Source organism: Pseudoduganella aquatica, from assembly GCF_009857595.1.
GTDB lineage: Bacteria > Pseudomonadota > Gammaproteobacteria > Burkholderiales > Burkholderiaceae_D > Rugamonas > Rugamonas aquatica_A.
This window is the reverse complement of the sequence record NZ_WWCU01000004.1, coordinates 209,502-231,403: the sequence shown is the minus strand read 5'-3', so window position 1 is coordinate 231,403 and position 21,902 is coordinate 209,502. Positions and strand designations below refer to the sequence as shown.

Sequence of the window (21,902 nt, the reverse complement as noted above, 5' to 3'; positions counted from 1 at the left end):
CCGCTGCCAGAGCGATCATGTCCGGCACATCGTCCGAACCCAGTTCCAGCAAAGGCGCTGCATGCGCGACCGGTTGCGCGCGGCCCTGGCCTGCGTACACCATCTGGTCGATGTAACGCACCCGCGCCAGTTCCCATTCCGGCGGCAGTTCCAACGGATTGGACGTGAGCAGCCACACTTCCTCATCCACTTCCACCATGGCGCGCAAGTCCGCGAAGGCTTGCGGCGATGGCTCGCGCAGGCCCACCAGCGGGGACACGTCGCGCGGGTAGCGCGCCGCCAGGCCGTTCCGCTGCGCCATGGCGCGGTGCCCGCTGCCCAGCGCACTCCAAACCGGATTGTCCAGCGCCAGCGGCTCCAGCTTGCGGTAATAGAATGTGGTGGCGCACAGCGCGCCGTCCGGCATCAGCGCGTAGTCCGGCACCACGCCAACGCGCAGCCAGCCCTGGCGCTCGTACAGGCGCTCGGCGTCCGCGCTGGCGGTGTCCAGCACCAGCAGCCATTTGCCGCAGTCGCGCGCTACCTGCTCCGCGTGCTGCATCAGCGCTTCGCCCAGGCCACGGCGGCGCGCGCGGCGCAGCACCAGCATCTTCGACACGTCGGCGCGGTGCGGCTGGTTGTCCGGCTGCGCCAGCACGAGCTGCACAGTGCCGAGGATGCCGCTCGCGTCCTCCGCCACGATCAGCGCGCGTTCGCAGCGCTCCACGCCGTCCGCCACGCCGCGCCAGAACGCCAGCGCCTTGTCCATCCCCAGCGGCAGCATGAAGCTGACCGACGCGCCGCCTTGAACGCAGTCGACCAGCAACGCGGCCAGCTCCTGAATTTGTGCCGCGCTGACGGAGGTCAGCCGGCGCACCTGGTAGTCACGCATTTCAGCTCCTGATAGTGGTAATGGCAACCGCGTAGCGCGTGGTGCTTGCGCTTGGGTTGTGGAAGGCCATGGGACGGTCCAGCTGCATCGCCAGGCAGTCGCCCGCGCCGAGCTGGAAAACCTCCTCTCCATAAGTGATGTCGATAACGCCCTCCAGCACCCACACCTGCTGGTGCACTTGCGCCTCGCGCGCGGCGGTTTCGTAGGCTACGCGCGCGCCGGGCGGGAATTCGACTTCCACCAGCTGGATGGGCGATCCCACGCCGGCCGGCGACACATTGCGCCGCACATAGCCGGAATGCGGGTCGCGCCAGGATTGCTGCTGGCCGCGCCGTGAAACCGGGTCTCCCGCCGCCGCAGGCGCTTCAAACAGCGAAGGCAGCGTCACGCCCAGGCCAGTGGCCAGCTTTTCCAGCACCACGGCCGTGGGGCTGCTTTCGCCGCGTTCGATCAAGGACAGCATGGAGCGGCTCACGCCGCAGTGCGTGGCAAGCGCTTCCAGCGATAAACCGCGCGCTGCGCGCAGTTCGCGCACGCGCCGGGCAATAAGGAGGTGTAGTGAGGAATCCGACATGGTGGATTGATTATCCAACATACTGGATTCTGTTGCAAGCGGCTACTTGTGCTTCCGCCCCATCAGGTCATCCGCCGCCGGCACGATGGCAGCAGCCACCAACAGCAGCGCCAGCGGCATGGTTGCCGCATAGCCCAGCGCCTGGAAGCCGAGCGCGCCCAGTACCCCGCCCGCGAAGAACGCGCACACCAGCGTTGCCAGCAATGCGAAGCGTCCGGGATTCGACTGGACCCGGTGCTGGCCCGCCTCGTGCTCGCGGTTCCAGTACAGCATTTTGCCCAGCTCGATGCCGATGTCGGTCACGATGCCCGTGATGTGGGTGGTGCGGATTTCCGCCTTGGAGACCTTGGTGATCAGCGCATTCTGCAGGCCCATGATGAAACACAGCAGCATCACCGTCAGCGGCACGAACAAGCCGTCTATATCGGCCAGCTGAACGCCCAGCATGCCGAAGCCCAGCAGCAGCACCGCCTCCAGCAACAGCGGCAGAGCGTACTCGCCATGCATGCGCCTGCGCCGCGCGTAGTTCACCATGATGGCGGAACAGGCCGCTCCCGCGAGGAAGGACAGCAAGGCGCCCAGGCCGGGCAGCACCAGGCTGTAGGCTCCCAGCGCCAGATGGTCGGCCATGGATGAGACGATGCCGGTCATGTGGGAGGTGTACTGCCGTACCGCCAGGAAGCCCCCGGCGTTGATGGCGCCGGCTACGAAACACAGCAAGGCGCCGAGGTGGCGGTTGCCCTCCGCGCTGCGCGCGCTGCCGGTCAGTTTTCTGGCGTAGTGGATGGGCATTGGGGCGCAGCGCGGGTGGAGTCAGGCGGGGAATGGAAGTGGCGCGAGATCCGGCTCTATCCAGGTGCGCCGCGCCGCCACGGAGAACAGCAGCGTTTGCGACCAGTGCCGCAGCAGCCAGTCCTTCTTGCCGTAGGGAGAGGCCAGCAAGGCGTTGCAGGCCGCATGCAGCGCCGTCCCTTCCGGCTGCGCGCGCAGGAAGGCCTCCACCGCCCGCAGCGAGGCTTGAGTAATGGTCTCGTGGTAACCGCCGGTGTCCGTATTGGCGACGCCGCTGGCTATGTTGTAGGCCGAGATGATGCCCGGCATATCGCGGGCGGGCAGCAAGTCCTTGCGCTCACTGATGATCCACGCAGCCGCCGCCAGGTGGGCCGCGTGCGTCCACTCCTGTTTGGGCAGCGTGCGGGCCAGTACTTGCGTTCCTATCGCGGCGATCTGCGCGTCGCTGGTGAAATGCGGCGCGCTCATGCCATCACCACGCCGGTGCAGATGGACCAGGCGGCGAACGCCAGCAAGGCGATACCGGAGACGGCTTCAATCGTCCGCAGCATACGGGCCGACACCGCGCGGCGGCTGGCGGCAACACCGCCCACCAGCATGGTCCACCACGCGATGGAGCCGGCGAAGACGCCCGCCACCAGTATCAATCCGCCCTGCATGCTGCCGTCCGGCGGCGCCAGCGCTGCAAGCAGGCCTGCAAAAGACAATATGGTCATGGGGCTGGACGCAGTCAGCGCGAAGGTGGTGCCGAAGGCGCCCAGCAGGCCTCGCGATGTCGCCGTACGTGCCGAACTGGCCGCATGGGGCACGCCCGTCGCCACCGGCTGCGCGGGACCGCGCGCGCGGCGCAAGGCGGCCACGCCCAGCACCGCCATCAGCAGGCCGCCGACTATGCGCAGCGTGGCTGCGTGTTCCAAAAGCAGCGCCGCAACGGCGCTTACGCCCAGCGCCGCAACCAGCCCATACATGGCGTCGGCCGTTGCCGCGCCGAGGCCGGAGGCCATCCCGGTGCGTGGACCGTGCGCGAAGGTGCGGCGGATGCACAGCAGCCCGACCGGACCGACCGGCGCCGCGATGGCAAAGCCGATCACCGCGCCGCGCGCCAGCGTGGAAGCGAACTCCATCATGGCGCCCCCTCCCCGTTCGCCGGAGCGAACGCCAGTTCGGACGTCTCTTTCGCCGTGTCGAGCGCGATAATGGTCTCGGTGCGCAGCACGCCGGGCACCGCCTTCAAACGCTGCGTCAGGAATAGCTGCAGGGCCGCAGTATCGCGCACCCGCACCTTCACCAGCCAGGAATGCGGGCCGGTGATGTGATGCGCCTCCTGCACCTCGGCAAAGGAGCGCACGGCCTCCGCGAACAAGGCCTCGTCCGCGCGCGGCTCCAGGTCCACGAAGACAAAGGCGCATACCGTCATGCCCACCCGCGCCGGGTCGATCACTGCCCGGTTGGCAACGACGGCGCCGGACGTTGTGTTCAACCGCCGCAGGCGGTCGCTGACGGCGGAAACCGACAAGCCGATTTCCTGCCCGATTTCGGCTGCGGAGCGCCGGTTGTCGGACTGAATCAGCTGTAAGATTTGCAGGTCGTGAGTATCCATGCAGTGATTCTGCCTTGAACTTAATCACTATGCAAGCATATTTACTGATCCACCCTTACGCGAAAGGATTTTTAACGCTTTGCACCACAGGGGGCGGCAATTTTGCCGGCAAGGTCTGCGCGTCGAGCTTGGCCAGCACATCGCTAAGCAGCTTGTGCAGCGCCCGGGCGTCCGCCTGGCCAGCCTGGTCCAGCGTCAGATCGATATCGCCAGCGATGGTGATGCGGTCCACGCGGTTCTCGATGGTCAGGCCGCCGATATGCAGCACATCGGCCTCGTTGGCGTAGGGGATGAATTTCTTGCTCATGATATGTCCTGTCAGCGTTTATCTTTGCGCGGCTTCGCGCTCGGCAAGCGCAGCATGGTTTCCTTCTGGCGCGCGGACAGCGACGGCAGCAGGTCGATGCCGATCTTCGCCTCCAGCTGCGCCACATTCATGGTCACATACTGCACGTCCGCCTTGTTCTCCACAAAGTAGGCGGCGCCTGCGCGCTGGCGCGGGCTGTACACCACCTTGTACAGATGGGTGGGCACCAGCACATTGCCCACCTTGCGCAAGTCGCTGCCGAGGAAGGCCGGGCCGGTAATCACGTACAGGTCGCCCTCCTTCTGCGCCAGCTTGCGCACGGCCTGCTCGATGCCGGCCCACACCTGGCGGTTGTTGTCCGAATCCTGCGGCACCATGTTCGCGAGCGTGAAGCTGTCGCGCTGCGCTGCGCGGTCCGGCATGTCGCCGTTGGGCGCCATGTGGCCACGGTCATAGCCGCTGCGCGCATAGTCCGACAGCTCCGCGCGCTCGCTGCGCGGCAAACGCGGCTCGGGGTGGAAGGAGTTTTCCCGGTCCAGCTCCCGCGCCTGCTCGACATTGCCCGAAGTCAGATGCTCGGCGGACCACAGCGGCGTGCGCGTGATCCCCGAATGCATGACGCCAAACACGCCGTAGCACAATTCCCTGGTGGCCGAAGCCAGCTTACCGTTGCGTATCTCCGGCGCGCGGCCATCGACATAATGCGAAGGGCAAGCGCCGGCCAGCGCCCAGCCCGACGCCAGCGCGAACGCGCCGGCGGCAATCAACTTCTGAATCATAAAGCCCTAATCGGTAAAAAAACCGCCGCATTCTATCGGACGGCGGCAATTTGCGACAGGCGCCGCGCAATCGTATCCAGCTCGGCGCGCAAAGCATCGGGCGCAAGGACGCGGAAGCCGAACGGCAGCGCCGCCAGCTGGCGCGCAAACCAGCCCAGGTCGTCGGACTGGTTATGCAGCAGCACGCCGTCGGCAGTCTGCTCAAACAGGCCGATGGCGTCCATCAGGAAGCGCCGCGCCGTGTGCAGGTCGGTATGCAGCAGCACCGTCGCGGCAAAGGCGCGCGGCATGGCCGCCAGCGAGGTGCGCAGATGCGCCAGCGCGTCGAAGCCGGCCGGCCGCTCAAACCCATGCGGCAGCACCGCCGCCGACGCAATGCGGTCCAGGCGGAAGGTGCGCATGTCCTGCCGAAGATGGCAGTAGCCGACCGCGTACCAGCAGCCGTCGAGAAAGGCCAGGCCATAGGGATCGAAACCGCGTTCGCTCGCCGCACTGCCCAGCGCCTGGTAGCACAGGTGCACGCGCCGGCGCGACTGCGCGGCGGAGCTGAGCGTTACCAGCGCCGCGTTGTCCCGTGGCGCCGTGCCGCGCGCCAGGTCCAGGCGCACGGTTTCGTCGATGGCGCCCACGCGCTGCTTCAGGCCGGCCGGCATGATGCGCTCCAGCTTGGCCTGCGCGCTGGCGACGGCGGGCGCGGCCTCGGCCAGCCCAAGGCTGCGCGCAGCCAGCAGGCCCAGGGACAAGGCCAACGCTTCGTCGTCCGTGAACATCATGGGCGGCAGCTTGAAACCGGGCATCAGGGCGTAGCCGCCATGCCGTCCGCGCTCGCTCAGAATGGGGATGCCGATCTGCTCCAGCATGACGATATAGCGGCGCAAGGTGCGGCCGTCCACTTCCAGGCGGCTGGCCATCTCGGCGCCGCTCATGCGGCCGTGGGTTTGCAGGAGTTCGAGCACAGCCAGAACCCGGGTGGTGGGATGGTACATGCAGCAAAGATAGCAGAGAATCAGGGCGGAATCTGCCCTATTTGCGTTTTATGCTGGTCCCATCGCACAAGGAGACCCTCATGGAACAAAGCACCAATCTGTGGCTGTATTTTATGGTTGTATTCGGCATCATCGTGTTGCCGGGGCTGGACATGGCCTATGTGATGGCCAGCTCCATCTTGGGCGGGCGCCGCGCAGGGCTGGCGGCGGTGGGCGGCATCATTGCCGGCGGCGTGTGCCATTTGCTCATGGCCAGCGCAGGCATCGCAGTGGTGCTGCAATTATGGCCGGGGCTGTTCAACGCGATGCTGCTGGCGGGCGCCGCATATATCGCGTGGATGGGGATTGCGTTCATGCGCAGCGACAGCGTGTTCCGTCCCAGCACTACGCCGCGGCAGCAGGTGCTGGCGCCGCCCGCCATCTTCCGCCGCGCCATGATGACCAGCCTGCTCAATCCCAAGGCCTACATCTTCATGCTGGCGATTTTTCCGCAGTTCCTCAAGCCCGGACTGGGGCCGCTCTGGCTGCAATCGGGCGTGCTGGGCGGCATCACGGCACTGACGCAGGCAGGGGTCTACGGCGCGCTGGCCTTCGCATCCAGCCAGGCCAGCGGCTGGTTCAACCAGCATCCGCGCGCGTCCGTTGCGGCGGCGCGCGCCATGGGCGTGCTGCTGGTCTTGACCGCACTGCTCAGCGCCGGGCAGGCGGTGCGCGGCCTGGCGCCGCAATGGCAGCCCTCCGAAGTCATGCTGGTGGTGGGCGGCCATACCGTGCGCTGAGCACGGGATCAGAGCGAGCGGCCGTCGTAGCGCTGCACAGGCAGCGCGTCGACATCGATGTTCTCGATGCAGTTGATATTCACGGCCGACATGGGATTGCCCTTGGGATCCACGCCCTCGCCATGCGTATGGATACCGCACACCGGACAAAACCGGTGGTGGATCACGTGCTTGTTGAAGGTGTAGGTGGACAGTTTGTCTTCGGGCGTGAGCAGCGTGAGCGCGCTGCGGGGGAAGAAAGCCATGCGCACACCCTTGCGCTGGCAGATGGAGCAGTTGCAGGTCACGGCGCTGGTAATCTCGCCTTCGACCCGGAATTTCACGTTGCCGCAGTGGCAGCTTCCAAGGTATTGCATGGCTGTCTCCTCAGGTTTTTTTAGGAGGTGGTGTAGCGCTCTTTGCGTCTTCCTTGGTCTCGCCGTTTTCCTTGCGCTGCTTGTTAACTATGCGCGCCGCCACCTCGGACTCGCGCCCCTTGTAGCGCCCTTCCTTCTCAAACTTTTCCTCGAGCTCGTTGTATTCGCGCTCTCGCTTCGCGTTGGCTCCGCGTGGCATGGCAGTACTCCCGGCAATGGTGTTGCAACGATCTTACATAGGCACAATCAAAGGTGGCGCACTGATCAGCTCAGCAGCGGCTGCGCCTGCGGTTTGCGCAGGGCCGCAGGTGCGGACACGGGCAGCGTGACGGTAAAGCAGGCGCCAGCGCCGCCGCCGCTGCCGGCCTCGATCTTGCCGTGCAGGCTGGCGGTCACCAGCTTGTAGACTATGTGCAGGCCCAGCCCGCTGCCCCCCTTGCCCATGCGTGTGGTGAAGAAGGGATCGAACACCCTCGCCAGGTTATCCGGTGGAATGCCGATGCCGTCGTCGCTGACGGTGATTGCGACCTGCCCATCCCCATCCCGCTTCGCAGCGATGGTCACGGTGCCGGACAAGCCGGGCAGGAAGGCGTGCTGCACCGCGTTGGCGATCAGCTGCGCCAGCACTTGCCGCAGCTGGTCCGGGTAGCTGTCCATTTGTATGCCCTCGGGAATGGTGCACACCACCCGGTTGCCGCTGTCGTCCAGCACCGCATCCAGGCCGGCCAGCACGTCGCGCACCGCCTCGCCCAGGTCGAAGCGCTGGCGGCCGTCGGCAGCCTGTTCGTCCACCACCTCCTTGAAGCTGCCCACCAGCTTGGCTGCATGATCCAGGCTGCGCATCAGGATGCCGGCGCCTTGCTCAACCGTGCCGGCGAATTCGCGCATGCGGCTGCGCGTCAGGCCGCGTTCCATTTCCAGCGCAAACTCGGCGGCGCGCGACTGCAGCGTGCTGGCGGCCAGCAGGCCGTTGCCGATGGGCGTGTTCAGCTCATGCGAAATACCGGCCACCACCGATCCCAGCGCGGACAGTTTTTCGGTGCGCAGCAGCTCTTCCTGCAAGCTGGTCAGCCGCATGAGCGCGGCATGCAGGTCCTGGTTGGATTGCGCCAGCTTGAGCGAGAAGGCCTCCTGCTGGCGCACCGCATGGCGCAGTTCGGTATTGCTGGCCACCAGCTGCTCCTGCTGCTGCATCAGTACGAAGTCGCGCTCTATGCTCTTCTTGATTTCCCACAGCAGCTCGACATACTTTTGATGATAGTTGCGCTTCTTGCTGTCAAGGACGCAGATGGTGCCGAACACCTCGTTGTCCGGCCACAGCAGCGGCACGCCAAGGTAGGAAATCATGTTCAGCGCCACATCCGGATTGTGGCGCCATTCCTCGTCCTCCAGCGCGTCCGGCACATGCAGCAGGCCGCGCGTGGCCATCACCGTTTCACAGTACAGGCCCGTGTTCAGCTTGGCCTTTTCTTCGTGCTCGTAGGGGTTGCCTTCGCTGTGGCTGGAAACCAGCACTTCGATCTGCTCCGGCAGCACGCGCATGATCAAGCCGGCGGGCACGTCGAAAATTCCGGCCATGACGTCCGTGGTGTTCTGCCACTTGGCCAGGAAGCTTTCCGGTATGGCGCTAGCGTGTAAGGTCACAGACCTGTCCTCCAGTGAAAGTTGCCTAATCAATATACTCCGGCGCCTGCCCGCAGGCAAGCTTCTGCACCGCAGCAATCGATTTTGCAACTTCTTATCAAGAAATATTTCTATCCAAATAAAAATGGCACTGTTACACTATTTTTTCATTTTCACAACATATTGCCATCACCATGAAGATTGCCGACATCAAGATTGGACATCGCCTCACCATAGCGTTTTCCCTGACCATCGTACTGATAGCGATCGTGGTTGCCGTCGGCGCCAGCCGCCTGCAAACCGTCAGCGATGAAATCGGCCTGACCATAGGCGACCGGTACAGCAAGATCGACCTGCTGAACGACATCAAGGACGCGTCCAATCTCCAGGCAACGGGCCTGCGGGAAGCGCTGCTGGTGCCAGACGCCGCCAGCGCGCAGCAGGCCCTGGAGCAGTCGGTTGCCAGCGGCAAGCAGGCGGATGCCGACCTGGCCAAGCTCGATGCCGTGGTGGCCTTGCCGGAAGGACGCGCCCTGCTGGGCCGCATACAGGCCGCGCGCGCCAGCTATGCGGCCAGCGCAGCCCAGGTGCTCGGCCAGATCAAGGCGGGCGACCGGGAGGCCGCCATCAGCGCCATGCACCAGCGCGTGCGCGGCGAACAGCTGGCTTACTTTGCCGCTGTGGACAAGCTGATCGACTTCCAGGAAGCGCTGATGCAAGCCTCCGGCCGCACCGCCCAGGACTCGGCCGGCCGCACGCGGCTGATCATGGCGCTGCTTGGCCTGTCCGGCGGCGCGCTCAGCCTCTTTACGGCCTGGTACATCACGCGCGGCATCGTGGGCCCCATCAGCCATGCGGTGAAAATCGCGCGCACCGTCGCGGACGGCAATCTGGACTCGCGCATCGAGGTGCGCTCCAGCGACGAGGCGGGCCAGCTGACTGCGGCGCTGCGCGATATGAACAACAGCCTGGTGCGCATCGTCAGCCAGGTGCGCGCGGGCACGGACAACATCGCCACGGCCTCGGCCGAAATCGCGGCGGGCAATGCGGACTTGTCCGCGCGCACCGAGCAGCAAGCGGGCTCGCTGGAGGAGACCGCCTCGTCGATGGAGGAACTGACCTCCACCGTCAAGCAGAACGCGGACAATGCGCGCCAAGCCAGGCAGCTGGCCTTGTCGGCCTCGGACGTGGCGGACAGGGGCGGCGCGGTGGTGGCGCAGGTGGTGGACACCATGGCCGGCATCAACGCCTCGTCGCGCAAGATTGTCGATATCATCGCCGTCATTGACGGCATCGCGTTCCAGACCAACATCCTGGCCCTGAACGCCGCTGTGGAGGCGGCGCGCGCCGGCGAACAGGGCCGGGGCTTCGCCGTGGTGGCCAGCGAGGTGCGCAACCTGGCGCAGCGCTCGGCGGCGGCGGCGCGCGAAATCAAGACGCTGATTGCCGATTCGGTGGACAAAGTGGACGGCGGCGCCAAGCTGGTCGACCAGGCCGGGCAGACGATGACGGAGATCGTGGCCAGCGTTCAGCGCGTGACGGACATCATCGGCGAGATCGCCTCGGCCAGCCAGGAGCAGCTGGATGGCATCGAGCAGATCAACACCGCCATCAGCGAGATGGACGAGACCACGCAGCGCAACGCGGCGCTGGTGGAGCAGGCCTCGGCGGCAGCGACGGCCATGCGCGAGCAGGCCGCTTCGCTGTCGGGAACCGTGGGCGTGTTCACGCTGGCCGCGGCCAGCGCGCATGGCGCCGCCCCTGCCTCGGCTGGCGCGAAGGTCAGCCATATGCCGAAACGCCGCCCGGCGGCACGCTTGCCGGCTCCCGTTTCGGCCCCCGCCAAAGCGCGCAAGACCGCCAACGGCGGCGAAGCCGACGACTGGCAGGAGTTCTGAGGGTACGACAGCGTACAGAGCGGCAGCCGAAAGGATGGCAAGCTGGCCTGAGGGCAAGCTGATGCCCATTCAAGGAGGCCGCGATGACCGAAATACGCAAGGGGCAAGCGCCCAGACCGCTGGAGCGCGGCGAGTTCCATCTACAATTCCGACGCTCCTTTCTTGATCCCGCTTTCAGCGCCGTGCGCGAGGCGCTGGACCAGGTCGAGGAAGTCGCCTGGGCCAACTACCATGCACACCGCAAAGCGCCTGTCACGCGGGCGGCCGGCCCGGGCTATGCGGATCCGGACTACGAATTGTCGGTCGACTGGCTTGCGGCGCGGGAACGGCTGCAGGCTGCCGAGCGCCGACAGAAAGACCCGCTCTCGCCGTCGCGGGCGCTGCTCATCATAGGGGCTGCGCGCAACGACGGCACCTGCCCCGGCGAAGTCTCAAAAACCTGGCGCATGGCGCAATGGGCGCGCGAAACGCTCGAATCGCAGCAGGTCGAAACAGAGATCCTGGACCTGAGCCTGCTCACTTCCAGCTACGACTTGCACATCCATCCCTGCAAAGGCTGCGTCTCCACCGCCATGCCCTTGTGCCACTGGCCATGCAGCTGCTACCCCAACCACGCCACGCGCCAGACCAGCGACTGGATGGCGGATATCTACGAAAAATGGGTTGCCGCACACGGCGTCATCATCCTGACGCCTGTGTACTGGTATCAGGCGCCAAGTCCACTAAAGCTGATGATAGACCGCCTGGTATGCGCAGACGGCGGCAATCCGGACCCCACCAGCACACACGGAAAGAAGGCTGAAGAAGCGAAGGCGCTGGAAGAGGCAGGCTGGGACTATCCCAAGCACCTGGCCGGGCGGGCCTACGGCCTGGTGGTGCACGGCGACGTGGCCGGCGCCGAAAGCCTGCGCCGCAATCTGTCGGACTGGCTCAGCTGGATGGGCTTGGCAAGCGCGGGCGGGCAGGCCGAATTGGACCGCTACCTGGGCTATTACGAATCTTACGCCGCGAGCCACGAGGTGCTTGATGAGGCCGACAAATTCCAGCAAGAAGTACGCACCGTGGCCAAAGCCCTTGCCAACGCCATCACCCTCCTCCGCGCCGGCGAGCCCCTGCGGCCGGATTCTGGCCTGGTTCCGCCCCGGCCTAAGTGAAGAGACCTTGCGCGGCCGCAAAGCAGTGCAACGAAGTTGAGCGACAGTGAGGTGTTATCCTCGTTGGAGCCCAGCCATGAGTCCAGCCCAGCTTGACAACCACAATCGCGCTGCCGAAGATGGTCATGAAGCACGGATAGTCCGGCTAGAGGCAAATATGGAAAACGTCGTTGCACTGATACATACGCTGCAGCAGCGCATGGATGACGGTTTTCAGCGCGTCGACGAACGCCTGCGCGCACTTCAGGGACAGCTCGAAGCTTACCGCCAGGAATGGCGCAAGGAGTTTTCCGCATTTGTCGAGGCCAGGCAAACGGAAGCGCTACGCATGGAAGAAAGGTGGCGCCAGGAAAGCAAGGAGCAAGCGGCCGCCAGACAAGCCGAATCATTGCGGTGGGAGGCCAAGCTGCAGGAAGATCGGGAACAGGCCGCAGAGTTCTGGCGGCGAGAGCACGAAAAGCACCTCCGTGAAAGCGAGGAGGCAAGCGAGCGCTGGTGGAAAGCGTTCGAACTGGCTAAAAACGAACACGAAAAGGCCGCGGAAATCGCGCAACGGGAACGTGAAAATGCCGCTGAATTAGCCCGTAGCGAACGCGAGAGAGCGGAAGTGCTGGCCCGCAGCGAACGCGAGAAATCGGAGGAGCGGGCTCGTATCGCACATGAGAAAGCGGAGGAGCTGGCCCGCAGCGAACGCGAGAAATCGGAGGAGCGGGCTCGTATCGCACATGAGAAAGCGGAGGAGCTGGCCCGCAGCGAAAGCGAGAAGGCAGAGGAGCGGGCTCGCCACGCATTTGAACTGGTCGAAGCGAGAAGCGAACGTCATGAGCAAGAACGCCAAGCCCGCTGGGACAGAGAAGTGGACCGGCGTATTGCGGCGGAATCGGAATTCCGCACCAGTATCCGCTGGATGTTCGGCATCCTGGCGACGCTGAGCGTCACCGCCGTGGGTATGCTCGGCAAAGCGCTTAACTTGTACTAAGGTTAAGCCGCCATGCCTTCCAGTATCCCCGTAACCTGGGCGGCCATGGCGTCGACCCGATAGCCCCGCGTGCGCTGGGCGAATGCCAGGGCACCGGCCGAGTAGCCGGGCGTTGCCAGCATGTGGCGGACGACCTCCCGCCAGCCCACCGGCTGCGCCAGCATGGCGGCGTTCACGCCCATGCCGGCGCTGGCGATGCGGCGCGCGGTGAGGAACTGTTCCAGCTGCATCGGCAGCATCAGCATGGGGACGCCGGCCAGCATGGCTTGCGCCAGCGTCGCTTCCCCGGCGTGCGTGACGCACAGCTGCGCGTCGGCCAGCGCCGCCCGCAACGCCACCGGGCTACGCGCGAAAGACACATTGGGCGCGGCGACCGGCGGCGCCTTGCCGTTGGCCACCTCCGGCAAATAGCACAGCACGCGGCAGCCTTCCTGCGCCAGGGCCAGCAGCACATCCGCATGGCTGGCGTGGCCGGCTTTCAGATAGGCGAATACTTTCGGGCCATCGCCTGCAGGCCAGACCGGCTCCTCCCCGCCAGCGGGCAGGAAGGCCGGGCCGAGCCAGACGGGAGCTGCCGCGCGGTCGTAGTGGTCAAGCTCCGGCCAGGTCGTAAGCAGCTGGGCATCGCCGGCAAGCAGATCGGCGGCCCAGGAAAGCAAGGGCGCTCGATGGTGCGCCAGCACGGCGTTCGCGGTTTGCAGAACGTGCGCTTCGGCGGCGGCCAGGCGCTGCGGGGGAATGTTTTCCCAGCCGCGCAGCGGCGGCAGCGCCTGCGCGGCGGGAGGCATCGAGAACGCCGATCCCACCGACGCACTGCGCACACCCATGCTGCGCGCAGCCAGTATCGCGGTGGGCGCGTAGTCGGCCACCACCACATCCGGCCGCAGCAGGCTGAACATGCCGCGCCAGGCGTCCACCACGCCCGCCAGCGGCGCGGGCTGCCAGTAGCCCGCAGCCATCAGGATCTCTGCATGGTTGCCGTGCTCGGGCGGCAGGCCCACCACATGGTGCAGCCAGAGCGGCGCCTGCAGCACAGGCGTGTTCAGTCCGGCGAACATGCCCTGCGCCTGCGCCACGTCGCGCAGGCTGACGCTTACCTCGTGCCCGCGCGCCAGCAAGGCCGCCGCCAGCAATTTGAGCCGCCCGGCATGTCCCAGGCCACCGCCGAGTTCCCAGCACAGATGGAAGCGCGCCACGGTTCAGTGCTCCGCGTCAGCCAGCGCCGCCAGTTCGGCATGCAGCGCACCCACGTCGTCGGCGATGCGCCAGGCGCCTGGAAAATCGTAATGGCGCGTCAGCTCGTTGCGCAGCACGATGCAGCGCAGGCCGGCCGCCTTGGCTGCCTGCAAGCCGCGCGGCGAATCCTCCACCACCACGCACTGCTCCGGCGCCAGCCCCAGCTTTTGCAGCCCCAGCAAATACGGTTCCGGTGACGGCTTGCTGTTGGCGTAGTGCTCAGCCGTCAGCACAAAGCGGAAGTGGCGCAGCAAGTCCAGCCTGGAATGGATCAGCTCGAAATGGCTGCCCATGGAGCTCGTCACGACGCCCATCGCCAGCCGTGGCGACAGCGCGGACAGCAGCTGCGCCACGCCGGCTATCGGCGCCACGGCCGCGCCCAGCAGCAGCTCCGAGTAGCGCCGGTTGCGGCCCTCGCGCAGTTCGGCGATGCGTTCCCCGCTCATGCCCAGGTGCTCCAGCAGATGCCAGGCGCCGCAGTTATCGGCCAGATACCAGTTGAAGAAGTCCAGCTCGGACAAGTCTATGCCGAAAGGCAGGAACAGCTCGCGGTTGGACTGGTAGAACAGCCGCTCGGTATCGACCAGCACACCGTCGTTGTCCCACAGGATGCCTTCCAGCCGCATCACAGCTTCTCCAGCTGCTGCCGTGCATAAGCCGCGCCGCTGCCGTTCGGCGCCAGCTCAAGGTAGGTCTTGTAAGCGCCCTGCGCCCGTTTCGCGTCGCCCGCGCGCGCGGTGGCGTCGCCCAGGTTCAGGTAGGCGATGGCGCGCGACGGGTCCATCTTGATGGTGTTCTCGAACCAGCGCGCCGCCTCCGGATAGCGCTCCTGCTTGTAGAACACAAAGCCGAGGTTGTTCGCCGCCAGCGCAAAGTCGGCGCGCAGCTTGAGCGCTTCGGTGAACTGCGCCTCGGCCGCCGCGTACTGCTTCTCCTTGTAGAGCTGCAAGCCCCTGTCGTTGGCGCGCTGCGCAAGCTGGCGCGCGGATATGGGCACTGCGGGCGGCGGCGTAATCGCCTGCTCCTTGCCGTGCAGGTCTTTGACCGTGACGGCGGCCGGCGTGGCGTCGGGCTTGCCGTCCGGCTTGGCGTCCAGCCTGACGTCCAGCTTGGAATTGAGCGCGATGGCGTCGTTGGAGAGCTGCACCGTGGCCGCGCCCAGGAACTCCGTTTCGGCCGGCAGCTCGAACACGAAGTCGCCGCCTTCCGACCCCGGCAGGCTGCCGAAGGCCGGGGTCTGGCTGGACACGCCCGCCACCGCCGGCGCCACATAGGCCGCCAGCTCGGTCGCCGTGATCAGGCCGTCGCCGTTCAGGTCGGCCTTGCCGCCCAGGCCTTGCAGCAGCGTCCAGGTGAACACCGAGTGGCCGTTCGGGCCGCCGTCCGCCACCAGCTGGTCGCCGCCGCCGGCCGTCAGCATCTGGCGGCCGATACGCTTGGCGTTGTCGCGCAGGAAGGAAGACGAGGAGCCGCCGCGCGTCAGGCCCAGGCCGCTGTAGCAGGCGTCCATCACGAACAGCACGTGCTTGGCGCTCAGGCTTTCCGCGATGTTCTGGATTTCCGTCATCGGAATCGCATCGGTGGCCAGCTGGTCCGGCGCCGCGTCCACCGGCACGATATAGCCGAGGTCGCGTCCCGAGCTGAGCTTGCGGGTGGCGCCGTGGCCGGCGAAGAACACAAAGATGCGGTCGTTCTTCTGCACGCCGCCATGCGCCAGCCTGTCGTGGAAGGCGCCCAGGATGCCGGCGCGGGTCGCCTCGCCATTCTTCAGCGTCACCACGCGCTCGGCGGCGAAGCCGAACTTGTCGATCAGGGTCTGCCGCACGCCCTGCGCGTCGCGCACCGCGTATTGCAGCTTGGGCCATTTGGCGTAGTCGTCGATGCCGATCACGATGGCCCAGGAATTGCCATACCCGGCGGACACCGGCGCCGCTGCGGCCTGGCCCTGCGCGGGCGTGCCTTGCGCCACCTTGAAGGTGCTGCCGTCCCAGCCTGCGAACTGGTAGCCCTCGGCCACCAGCCGGTCCAGGATGACGGGCAGCGCTTTCACGGTGCGCTCATGGATATCGTGGAACAGGATAATGCCGCGCCCTTCTTTCTCCAGCGCTTGGAGCACCCGTCCCGCGATGGAAGCGGGCACCGGATCGGCCCAGTCCAGCGAATCGATATTCCACATGACCGATTTCAGCTCGGCTTTATGCAACGCGGCCAGCCCCTCGCCGTTGCGCGCGCCATACGGGAAGCGGAACAGCGGCGAGCGGCCGGCGTCCACCGCTTTCAGCAGCAGGTCGGTATCGAGGATTTCGGCGCGCAGCTTGTCGCCGCTTTCCTTGGACAGCTGGGCATGGCTGTAGCTGTGGTTGGCCAGCGTATAGCCCGCCGCGCTGAGCTTGCGGCTCACTTCCGCGCCGCTGTTAAGCTTGGCCTGGTGCGAGGCGTCCACGCTGCCCAGGTTGCGGCCCACGGAAAAGAAGACCGCCGGCGCGCCATACTGCTTGAGGATGGCGGCGATCTCTTCGCTGTAGCGCTTGTGCGGACCGTCGTCGAAGGTCAGTACCACGGTCTTTTTGGGCAGGGACTTGCCGAAGATTTCGCCGTCTTCGGCACCGGCGGCGGAAGCGGCTGCCGCAGGCGGCGCCGGGGGCGTTGGATATGGCAGCACCACGCCGTATTCCTTGAGGATCTGCTCGCGGCTGTACAGCTTCTTCAGCCGCGCCACGTAGTCTTCCCAGCGTTCACGCTTCAGTTCTATGCCGCGCGCCTCGAAGCGGCCGAATATCTGTTTGATCTCCTGGTCGTAATTGCGCTCGATCTCGGCCAGCGCGTCCATATCCTCCGAAATGCGCTTGTGCAGCTTGATGGCGGGCAGCGAGCCGTCCTTGGCCACATGGCCGCGCAGCGCTTGCAGCAGCTCGCGGAAGGCCAGGCGGTCGGCGTCGTACAGGCCGGGGTCGGCCTCGATATAGTCCAGCAGCGCGCCCAGGGACGCGAAGCGGCCGCTGTCCGGCGAGGCTGCCAGCGCCGCCAGCGCCTCGTCCGCGCGGGCGATGCGCAGCTGGTTGTCATGGAACAGCCCCTGCCCCACACGGTTGGCCTGGGCCTTTTCCCCCTCGCCCAGCGATTTTTCGTCGGCCAGCAGCACGATGGTCTTGCGGTAGGCGGCCAGCACCTCGCCAAGCTGGCCCGCGATGGCCTGCTGCTGGGACTGCGCGGTGGCGGTGCCGCCAAGCCCGGGGGCGCTGGAAGCCGTCCCCTCAGCCGGCGCGGGCTGCGCGCGGTGGGTGTAGAAATACCCTGCGCCGGCGGCGGACAGGGAGGCGGCGGCAACAAGGGCCAACAGCTTGGGCTTGGAAATCACGGGGCATGACCTGATTTAGATGCAGTGCAGCAATTGTATGGCATGCGCGGCTTTTTGCAAAACTGGCAATCCTGCGGCGTGCACAGCCTTGCTAAATCCATAGCTAGCCGGGGCCGGGTGTGCAATACTCCACGCTACCGAACGATTTGCTACGACACATGGCCACAACCGGCTTCCTGCCACGCACCCTTAAATCCCGGATGACCGCGGTAGTCATCCTGTTGGTGCTGGCTGCCACCACGATCGTCACCATCCTGGCCCTGATGCTGGCCGAGCGCGACATGAAGGCCGTCATCGGCTCCCAGCAATACGCGGTGCTGTCCAGCGCAGCCGCCTACGTCGACGAGCAGCTGGAAACCAAGCGCGCCCTGCTCTCCACCCTGCCCGAGGGCCTGCCGCCCGGCGCCCAAAGCGATCCGTCCGCGCTGCAGGCCCTGCTGCTGGCGCGGCCTGCGGTGAGCGCCGAGTTCTACAATGTGGTGGCGTTCGACCGCAAAGGCAGGATGGTGGCCACGCTGCGCTCGGACTCCAAGGAGCCCAGCGTGGACGCCACCGGCCGCCCCTACTTCGACCAGACCATCCGCCAGCGCAAGGGGCTGATCTCCGCGCCGCTGATGAGCCGGCTGTCCGGCCGCCCCATCGTGGTCATGACCCAGCCGGTGCTCGACCAGCAAGGCGAAGTGGCCTACGTGATCGCCGCCAGCATCGATTTGCAGCAGTCCGACTTTTTCGGCCCCATCAACGCGCTCAAACCCGGCAAGACCGGCTTCATGTTCATCATGACGGCCGGCGGCATCCTGATCCACCACCCCACGCAGGAACGCCTGCTGCACCATATTAACGAACGCCCCGGCCACAACCGCGCAACGGAAATGGCGCTGAATGGTTTTGAGGGCTGGACCGAGGCCAGGAACAAGGACGGCAGCGAAGGCATCTACTCCTACAAACGCCTGAAAACCACCAGCTGGATAGTCGCCGCGCGCTTTCCCACCGACGAGGCCTTCGCGCCGCTGATCGAGCTGCGCCGGCAAGCCATCTTCGCCGCCAGCGTGTTCGCGGCGGTGGCCGGGCTGCTGGCCTGGCTGGTCATCCACCGCCTGCTGGCGCCGCTGCAGCGCCTGCACAGCCGGGTGGCCACGCTGCGCCAGGGCGGCGGCGACATCGCCTCGCTGCGCTCCATGCGCAAGGACGAGATCGGCGAACTGGGCGAGGCGTTCTACCAGCTCACCGCAGAGCGCGCCGTCACGCAGGACCGCGTGCTGGCCAGCGAACGCCGCAGCCGCATGATCGCCGACAATATGCCGGCGCTGGTGGCCTATATCGACTGCGACCTGCGCTACCGCTTCACCAACGAGCACTATCAGCAACTGCTGGGCGTGGACCCGGCCGCCATGCTGGGCAAGACCATCAGCGAAGTGTTTGGCGCAGATGTGTACGCGCACTGGAAAGACCGCATCGATGCTGCACTGCGCGGCGAGCGCGTGCACGAGGAGCGCGACAGCCTGGAAATGGGCCGCATGCTGCATCTGATGGTGGACCTGGTGCCGGACATGGACGCCGACGGCACCGTGCAGGGCTTCTACCTGATGTCGATGGACATCACCGAGCGCCGCAATGCCGAGCTGACCCAGGCTGCCAGTGAAAAGCGCCTGCGCCTCATCACCGACCACCTGCCCGCGCTGGTGGCCTATATCGACCGCGAGTACCTGCTGCGTTTTGGCAACGCCACCTTCAAGCACTGGATGGGCCTGGAACCTGCCAGCCTGGTGGCCCGGCCGCTGGCGGACGTGATGGGCGCCACCGCCTTTGCCAAGACGCTGCCCCACCTGGAGCAGGCCTTCAGCGGCGTGCACGTGAGCTTCGAGCACCGCGCGCGCCTGCACGGCGACCTGCGCACGCTGGAAACCACCTTCGTGCCCGACCAGCGCGCCGACGGCAGCGTGGCCGGCGTGTACTCGCTGACGCGCGACATGAGCCACATCAAGGCGGTCGAGCAGCAGCTGATCGAACTGGCGCGCATCGACCCGCTGACCGGCATTGCCAACCGCCGCAAGTTCGAGGAAGTGCTGCAGCAGGCCATGGCGCGCAGCCAGCGTCTGGGCCGCCGCATGGCGCTGGCCTATCTGGATATCGACAACTTCAAGACCATCAACGACAGCCTGGGCCACGGCGCCGGCGACGAGGTGCTGAAGGAGTTCGCCGGCCGCCTGACCGGCGCGGTGCGCGCGGTCGACCTGGTGGCCCGCCTGGCCGGCGACGAGTTCATTATCGTGTTCGAGAACGTGGACGAGGTGGGCGAAGCGGCCCAGCTTGCGGCCAAGATCGTGGCCACCGTGCGCGATCCCTTCACCGTGGCTGGTGCAGCCATGCAAGTGACCACCAGCGTGGGCCTGGCGCTGTTTGACGGCGGCAGCGACAACGACACGCAATCGGGCCTGATCGCGCGCGCCGACCACGCCCTGTACGCCGCCAAGCGCAACGGGCGCGACTGCTACGTGGTGGACGCGCAGGCGGTGTGACGGTCCCGCCGTGGCCGAATGTAAAAATGTGACGTAATTCTGCCACTGTGAGAATTGGTGATATTTGTACCTCCGGAACGCGTCACAATGATCCCACCGGCACGCGCCATCAGGAGGAAGCATGTTCAAGCACATGAAAATGGAAACCCGGCTGCACGTAGGGCTGGGCGGCATCGTGATACTGGTCATCCTGCTGGGCTTGACGGCCTTCGCCAGCCTGACCTCGTTGCACGGCCACTGGAACAGCATTGAAACGGTGACGCTGGCGCGCAAGGACGCCGTCATGGCCATCGTGGCGTCGCACGGCCGCGCCACTCACAACTTCAAGAACTATGTGCTGCGCGGCGGCGACTACGCAGGCAAGTTCCGGGCGGAGATCGCCGAGATCGACAAGGCCGTCAACGGCTACCTGTCCGGCACCGACCTCACGCGGGAGGAGCAGACCCTGCTCAATGACATCCTCGCGGCAACCAAGGAGTACAGCGTGCAGATGGCGCACCTGGAAGCGCTGCGCGAAAAAGGCGCCACGGTGGCCGAACTGGACAAGGCGGTGAAAGGCGCGGACGCCGCCATTACCGGCGCCAGCGCCCGGCTGCGCGAGGTCAACGCCGCCGAGACCAAGGCCGAGTCCGACGAGATGAGCGACATAGCCCAGCAAGCCAAGCGCGTGATCCTGGGCTTCGCGGTGGTGATCGCGGTACTGGGCTGCGGGCTGGCGGTGTGGATCTCGCGCAGCCTGAGCAGCATCGTGCGCGACATCCAGCAGGTAGCCGCCGTGCTGGCCAGCGCCTCCGGCGAAGTCAGCGCCACGGCGCAGTCGCTGTCGCAGGCGTCCAGCGAACAGGCCGCCAGCGTGGAGGAAACCAGCGCCTCCATCGAACAGATGACGGCCTCCATCTCCCAGAACGCCGAGAACGCCCGCGTCACCGACGGCATCGCCACCAAGGCGGCGCAGGAAGCGGCCAAGGGCGGCGAGGTGGTGAAAGCCACGGCGGCGGCCATGCGCCAGATCGCGAAAAAAGTCAGCATCATCGACGACATCGCCTACCAGACCAATCTGCTGGCCCTGAACGCCGCCATCGAGGCGGCCCGCGCGCACGAGCACGGCAAAGGCTTTGCGGTGGTGGCCGCCGAGGTGCGCAAGCTGGCCGAGCGCAGCCAGGTGGCGGCGCAGGAGATAGGCGAAGTGGCGGCCAACAGCGTGGAGCTGGCCGAACAGGCCGGCGTGCTGCTGGAAGCCATGGTGCCCAATATCCGCCGCACCTCGGACCTGGTGCAGGAGATCGCCGCCGCCTCCGAGGAGCAGTCCGCCGGCGTGGGCCAGATCAATTCGGCCGTGGTGCAGCTCAGCCAGGCCACCCAGACCAACGCCGCCAGCTCGGAGGAACTGGCCGCCACGTCGGAAGAAATGAATACCCAGGCCGACCACCTGGCGCAGCTGATGGCCCTGTTCAAACGCTACGCCATCGACGGCCAGCCGGACCGTTCCAATGTGCGCTCGGTCAAATCCGGCAAGCCGCGCGCGCACCGCAGCGCCGTGCAGCCGGCCGGCCTGGCGCCCGGCGCGGCCGGACTGGACGAGTCGCAATTCACCAAGTTCTGAGCGGCGCCGGCCCTCAGGCGCTGGCCGATACAGCCACGCGCAGCCGATTGCATCCGGCTACCCGTTCATAAGCAATGCTGGATGAAAGCTGGCGTATCAAAGGCAGGCCTGCGCCGCCCACGTGCTGGTCCGCCACGGGTTTGGCCGGATCGGGCGCAATTCCGGACGGGCCGTCGGCCAGCGGATTGAAGGCCGGGGCCGCGTCGGTGTAGCAGAAACCGCCGGCATCCGGCGCGATCCAGAGTGGCTGGCCGCTGTCGCCCCGGTAACCGTGCAGGATGGTGTTGCGCACCAGTTCCTCCAATATCAGCTCGGCGCGCAGCACCGCTTCGGGCGGCGCGCCGGCGGCGTGCATGCCTGCAACAAGGCATGCCGTGGCGGCTGGGACGCACGCCAGCCTGGCCTCAAAGCGCGTGCCAATTTCACAACCGCCAGCGGCAGAATTGGTTTCCTTTTCCTCCATTCAAGCATATTATCGGAATGTCTAG

General features: G+C 66.1%; 21 protein-coding genes and 1 pseudogene. 6 read left to right on the top strand and 16 right to left on the bottom strand.

Annotated features, from left to right (window positions below):
- Window positions 1-358: 358 nt before the first annotated feature.
- The 9 genes and pseudogenes from GTP77_RS30550 to GTP77_RS06030 all read right to left on the bottom strand — a co-directional run.
- Window positions 359-871 (bottom strand): annotated as a pseudogene (locus GTP77_RS30550) (GNAT family N-acetyltransferase); the annotation flags it as partial.
- 1 nt (window position 872) lies between these two features.
- A complete protein-coding gene (locus GTP77_RS06065) occupies window positions 873-1,466 on the bottom strand; it encodes a helix-turn-helix domain-containing protein (protein ID WP_161071279.1) in 594 nt (197 codons plus the stop codon).
- Between the two features lie 21 nt (window positions 1,467-1,487).
- The gene (locus GTP77_RS06060) at window positions 1,488-2,237 is read right to left on the bottom strand and encodes a YoaK family protein (protein ID WP_161071278.1); all 750 of its coding nucleotides are present in this window, start codon (window positions 2,235-2,237) and stop codon (window positions 1,488-1,490) included.
- A gap of 21 nt (window positions 2,238-2,258) precedes the next feature.
- On the bottom strand, window positions 2,259-2,705 hold the full coding sequence (locus GTP77_RS06055) for a hypothetical protein (RefSeq protein WP_161071277.1): 447 nt from the start codon (window positions 2,703-2,705) through the stop codon (window positions 2,259-2,261).
- Entirely contained in the window at window positions 2,702-3,364 is a 663-nt protein-coding gene (locus GTP77_RS06050; protein ID WP_161071276.1) for a LysE family translocator, read from the bottom strand. The genes GTP77_RS06055 and GTP77_RS06050 overlap by 4 nt, the downstream gene beginning before the upstream one ends.
- Entirely contained in the window at window positions 3,361-3,837 is a 477-nt protein-coding gene (locus tag GTP77_RS06045; protein WP_161071275.1) for an Lrp/AsnC family transcriptional regulator, read from the bottom strand. Before GTP77_RS06045 ends, GTP77_RS06050 begins: the two co-directional genes overlap by 4 nt.
- 55 nt (window positions 3,838-3,892) lie before the next feature.
- Entirely contained in the window at window positions 3,893-4,144 is a 252-nt protein-coding gene (locus GTP77_RS06040; RefSeq protein ID WP_161071274.1) for a hypothetical protein, read from the bottom strand.
- Window positions 4,145-4,155: 11 nt separating this feature from the next.
- The gene (locus GTP77_RS06035; protein ID WP_161071273.1) at window positions 4,156-4,923 is read right to left on the bottom strand and encodes a DNA/RNA non-specific endonuclease; all 768 of its coding nucleotides are present in this window, start codon (window positions 4,921-4,923) and stop codon (window positions 4,156-4,158) included.
- Window positions 4,924-4,955: 32 nt separating this feature from the next.
- Window positions 4,956-5,879, bottom strand: coding sequence for a helix-turn-helix transcriptional regulator (locus GTP77_RS06030; protein WP_321170260.1), 924 nt, complete (start codon window positions 5,877-5,879; stop codon window positions 4,956-4,958).
- Between the two features lie 110 nt (window positions 5,880-5,989).
- Between GTP77_RS06030 and GTP77_RS06025 the strand changes: the two genes are divergently transcribed.
- Window positions 5,990-6,688, top strand: a complete 699-nt coding sequence (locus GTP77_RS06025) for a LysE family translocator (RefSeq protein WP_161071271.1) — start codon at window positions 5,990-5,992, stop codon at window positions 6,686-6,688.
- A gap of 8 nt (window positions 6,689-6,696) precedes the next feature.
- Here GTP77_RS06025 and GTP77_RS06020 read toward each other — a convergent pair whose 3' ends face one another.
- The 3 genes from GTP77_RS06020 to GTP77_RS06010 all read right to left on the bottom strand — a co-directional run bounded on the left by GTP77_RS06020 (window position 6,697) and on the right by GTP77_RS06010 (window position 8,688).
- Complete coding sequence (locus GTP77_RS06020) at window positions 6,697-7,044, bottom strand: GFA family protein (protein WP_161071270.1); 348 nt, start codon at window positions 7,042-7,044, stop codon at window positions 6,697-6,699.
- A gap of 10 nt (window positions 7,045-7,054) precedes the next feature.
- Complete coding sequence (locus GTP77_RS06015; protein WP_161071269.1) at window positions 7,055-7,243, bottom strand: hypothetical protein; 189 nt, start codon at window positions 7,241-7,243, stop codon at window positions 7,055-7,057.
- 65 nt (window positions 7,244-7,308) lie between these two features.
- Window positions 7,309-8,688: a GAF domain-containing sensor histidine kinase gene (locus tag GTP77_RS06010; RefSeq protein WP_228892767.1), complete on the bottom strand. Its 1,380-nt coding sequence runs from the start codon at window positions 8,686-8,688 to the stop codon at window positions 7,309-7,311.
- Window positions 8,689-8,861: 173 nt separating this feature from the next.
- Between GTP77_RS06010 and GTP77_RS06005 the strand changes: the two genes are divergently transcribed.
- The 3 genes from GTP77_RS06005 (at window position 8,862) to GTP77_RS05995 (ending at window position 12,698) form a co-directional block, all read left to right on the top strand.
- Window positions 8,862-10,565, top strand: coding sequence for a methyl-accepting chemotaxis protein (locus tag GTP77_RS06005; protein WP_161071268.1), 1,704 nt, complete (start codon window positions 8,862-8,864; stop codon window positions 10,563-10,565).
- Window positions 10,566-10,648: 83 nt separating this feature from the next.
- Window positions 10,649-11,719: a flavodoxin family protein gene (locus tag GTP77_RS06000; protein ID WP_161071267.1), complete on the top strand. Its 1,071-nt coding sequence runs from the start codon at window positions 10,649-10,651 to the stop codon at window positions 11,717-11,719.
- A 76-nt stretch (window positions 11,720-11,795) separates the two neighbouring features.
- On the top strand, window positions 11,796-12,698 hold the full coding sequence (locus GTP77_RS05995) for a coiled-coil domain-containing protein (protein WP_161071266.1): 903 nt from the start codon (window positions 11,796-11,798) through the stop codon (window positions 12,696-12,698).
- Between the two features lie 2 nt (window positions 12,699-12,700).
- Here the strand turns inward: GTP77_RS05995 and GTP77_RS05990 are convergent, their stop codons facing one another.
- From GTP77_RS05990 to GTP77_RS05980, 3 genes are read right to left on the bottom strand one after another with little or no spacing between them, the layout of a single operon-like run.
- Window positions 12,701-13,894, bottom strand: a complete 1,194-nt coding sequence (locus tag GTP77_RS05990; RefSeq protein ID WP_161071265.1) for a glycosyltransferase — start codon at window positions 13,892-13,894, stop codon at window positions 12,701-12,703.
- Between the two features lie 3 nt (window positions 13,895-13,897).
- Entirely contained in the window at window positions 13,898-14,560 is a 663-nt protein-coding gene (locus GTP77_RS05985; protein ID WP_161071337.1) for an HAD family hydrolase, read from the bottom strand.
- Window positions 14,560-17,292, bottom strand: coding sequence for a polysaccharide deacetylase family protein (locus tag GTP77_RS05980; protein WP_161071264.1), 2,733 nt, complete (start codon window positions 17,290-17,292; stop codon window positions 14,560-14,562). Before GTP77_RS05980 ends, GTP77_RS05985 begins: the two co-directional genes overlap by 1 nt.
- Before the next feature lie 200 nt (window positions 17,293-17,492).
- Between GTP77_RS05980 and GTP77_RS05975 the strand changes: the two genes are divergently transcribed.
- Together GTP77_RS05975 and GTP77_RS05970 are read left to right on the top strand one after the other, a co-directional pair.
- Window positions 17,493-19,811, top strand: coding sequence for a diguanylate cyclase domain-containing protein (locus tag GTP77_RS05975; protein ID WP_161071263.1), 2,319 nt, complete (start codon window positions 17,493-17,495; stop codon window positions 19,809-19,811).
- Between the two features lie 121 nt (window positions 19,812-19,932).
- Window positions 19,933-21,414 carry a methyl-accepting chemotaxis protein gene (locus GTP77_RS05970; protein WP_161071262.1) on the top strand — a complete coding sequence of 494 codons (1,482 nt, stop codon included), beginning with the start codon at window positions 19,933-19,935 and terminating at the stop codon, window positions 21,412-21,414.
- Between the two features lie 13 nt (window positions 21,415-21,427).
- On the opposite strand, the gene GTP77_RS05965 is transcribed toward GTP77_RS05970, so the two are convergent.
- Window positions 21,428-21,877, bottom strand: a complete 450-nt coding sequence (locus tag GTP77_RS05965) for an ATP-binding protein (protein WP_161071261.1) — start codon at window positions 21,875-21,877, stop codon at window positions 21,428-21,430.
- Window positions 21,878-21,902: the final 25 nt, after the last annotated feature.

Excerpts from the sequence above, each read along its gene's own strand:
- GTP77_RS06065 (WP_161071279.1), bottom strand. The coding sequence starts at position 1,466 with ATGTTGGATAATCAATCCACCATGTCGGATTCCTCACTACACCTCCTT.
- GTP77_RS06000 (WP_161071267.1), top strand. The coding sequence starts at position 10,649 with ATGACCGAAATACGCAAGGGGCAAGCGCCCAGACCGCTGGAGCGCGGC.
- GTP77_RS05975 (WP_161071263.1), top strand. The coding sequence starts at position 17,493 with ATGACCGCGGTAGTCATCCTGTTGGTGCTGGCTGCCACCACGATCGTC.
- GTP77_RS06020 (WP_161071270.1), bottom strand. The coding sequence starts at position 7,044 with ATGCAATACCTTGGAAGCTGCCACTGCGGCAACGTGAAATTCCGGGTC.
- GTP77_RS06015 (WP_161071269.1), bottom strand. The coding sequence starts at position 7,243 with ATGCCACGCGGAGCCAACGCGAAGCGAGAGCGCGAATACAACGAGCTC.
- GTP77_RS05985 (WP_161071337.1), bottom strand. The coding sequence starts at position 14,560 with ATGCGGCTGGAAGGCATCCTGTGGGACAACGACGGTGTGCTGGTCGAT.
- GTP77_RS06035 (WP_161071273.1), bottom strand. The coding sequence starts at position 4,923 with ATGATTCAGAAGTTGATTGCCGCCGGCGCGTTCGCGCTGGCGTCGGGC.
- GTP77_RS05965 (WP_161071261.1), bottom strand. The coding sequence starts at position 21,877 with ATGGAGGAAAAGGAAACCAATTCTGCCGCTGGCGGTTGTGAAATTGGC.
- GTP77_RS06040 (WP_161071274.1), bottom strand. The coding sequence starts at position 4,144 with ATGAGCAAGAAATTCATCCCCTACGCCAACGAGGCCGATGTGCTGCAT.
- GTP77_RS06025 (WP_161071271.1), top strand. The coding sequence starts at position 5,990 with ATGGAACAAAGCACCAATCTGTGGCTGTATTTTATGGTTGTATTCGGC.
- GTP77_RS06055 (WP_161071277.1), bottom strand. The coding sequence starts at position 2,705 with ATGAGCGCGCCGCATTTCACCAGCGACGCGCAGATCGCCGCGATAGGA.
- GTP77_RS06060 (WP_161071278.1), bottom strand. The coding sequence starts at position 2,237 with ATGCCCATCCACTACGCCAGAAAACTGACCGGCAGCGCGCGCAGCGCG.
- GTP77_RS06050 (WP_161071276.1), bottom strand. The coding sequence starts at position 3,364 with ATGATGGAGTTCGCTTCCACGCTGGCGCGCGGCGCGGTGATCGGCTTT.
- GTP77_RS06005 (WP_161071268.1), top strand. The coding sequence starts at position 8,862 with ATGAAGATTGCCGACATCAAGATTGGACATCGCCTCACCATAGCGTTT.
- GTP77_RS05995 (WP_161071266.1), top strand. The coding sequence starts at position 11,796 with ATGAGTCCAGCCCAGCTTGACAACCACAATCGCGCTGCCGAAGATGGT.
- GTP77_RS05970 (WP_161071262.1), top strand. The coding sequence starts at position 19,933 with ATGTTCAAGCACATGAAAATGGAAACCCGGCTGCACGTAGGGCTGGGC.
- GTP77_RS06045 (WP_161071275.1), bottom strand. The coding sequence starts at position 3,837 with ATGGATACTCACGACCTGCAAATCTTACAGCTGATTCAGTCCGACAAC.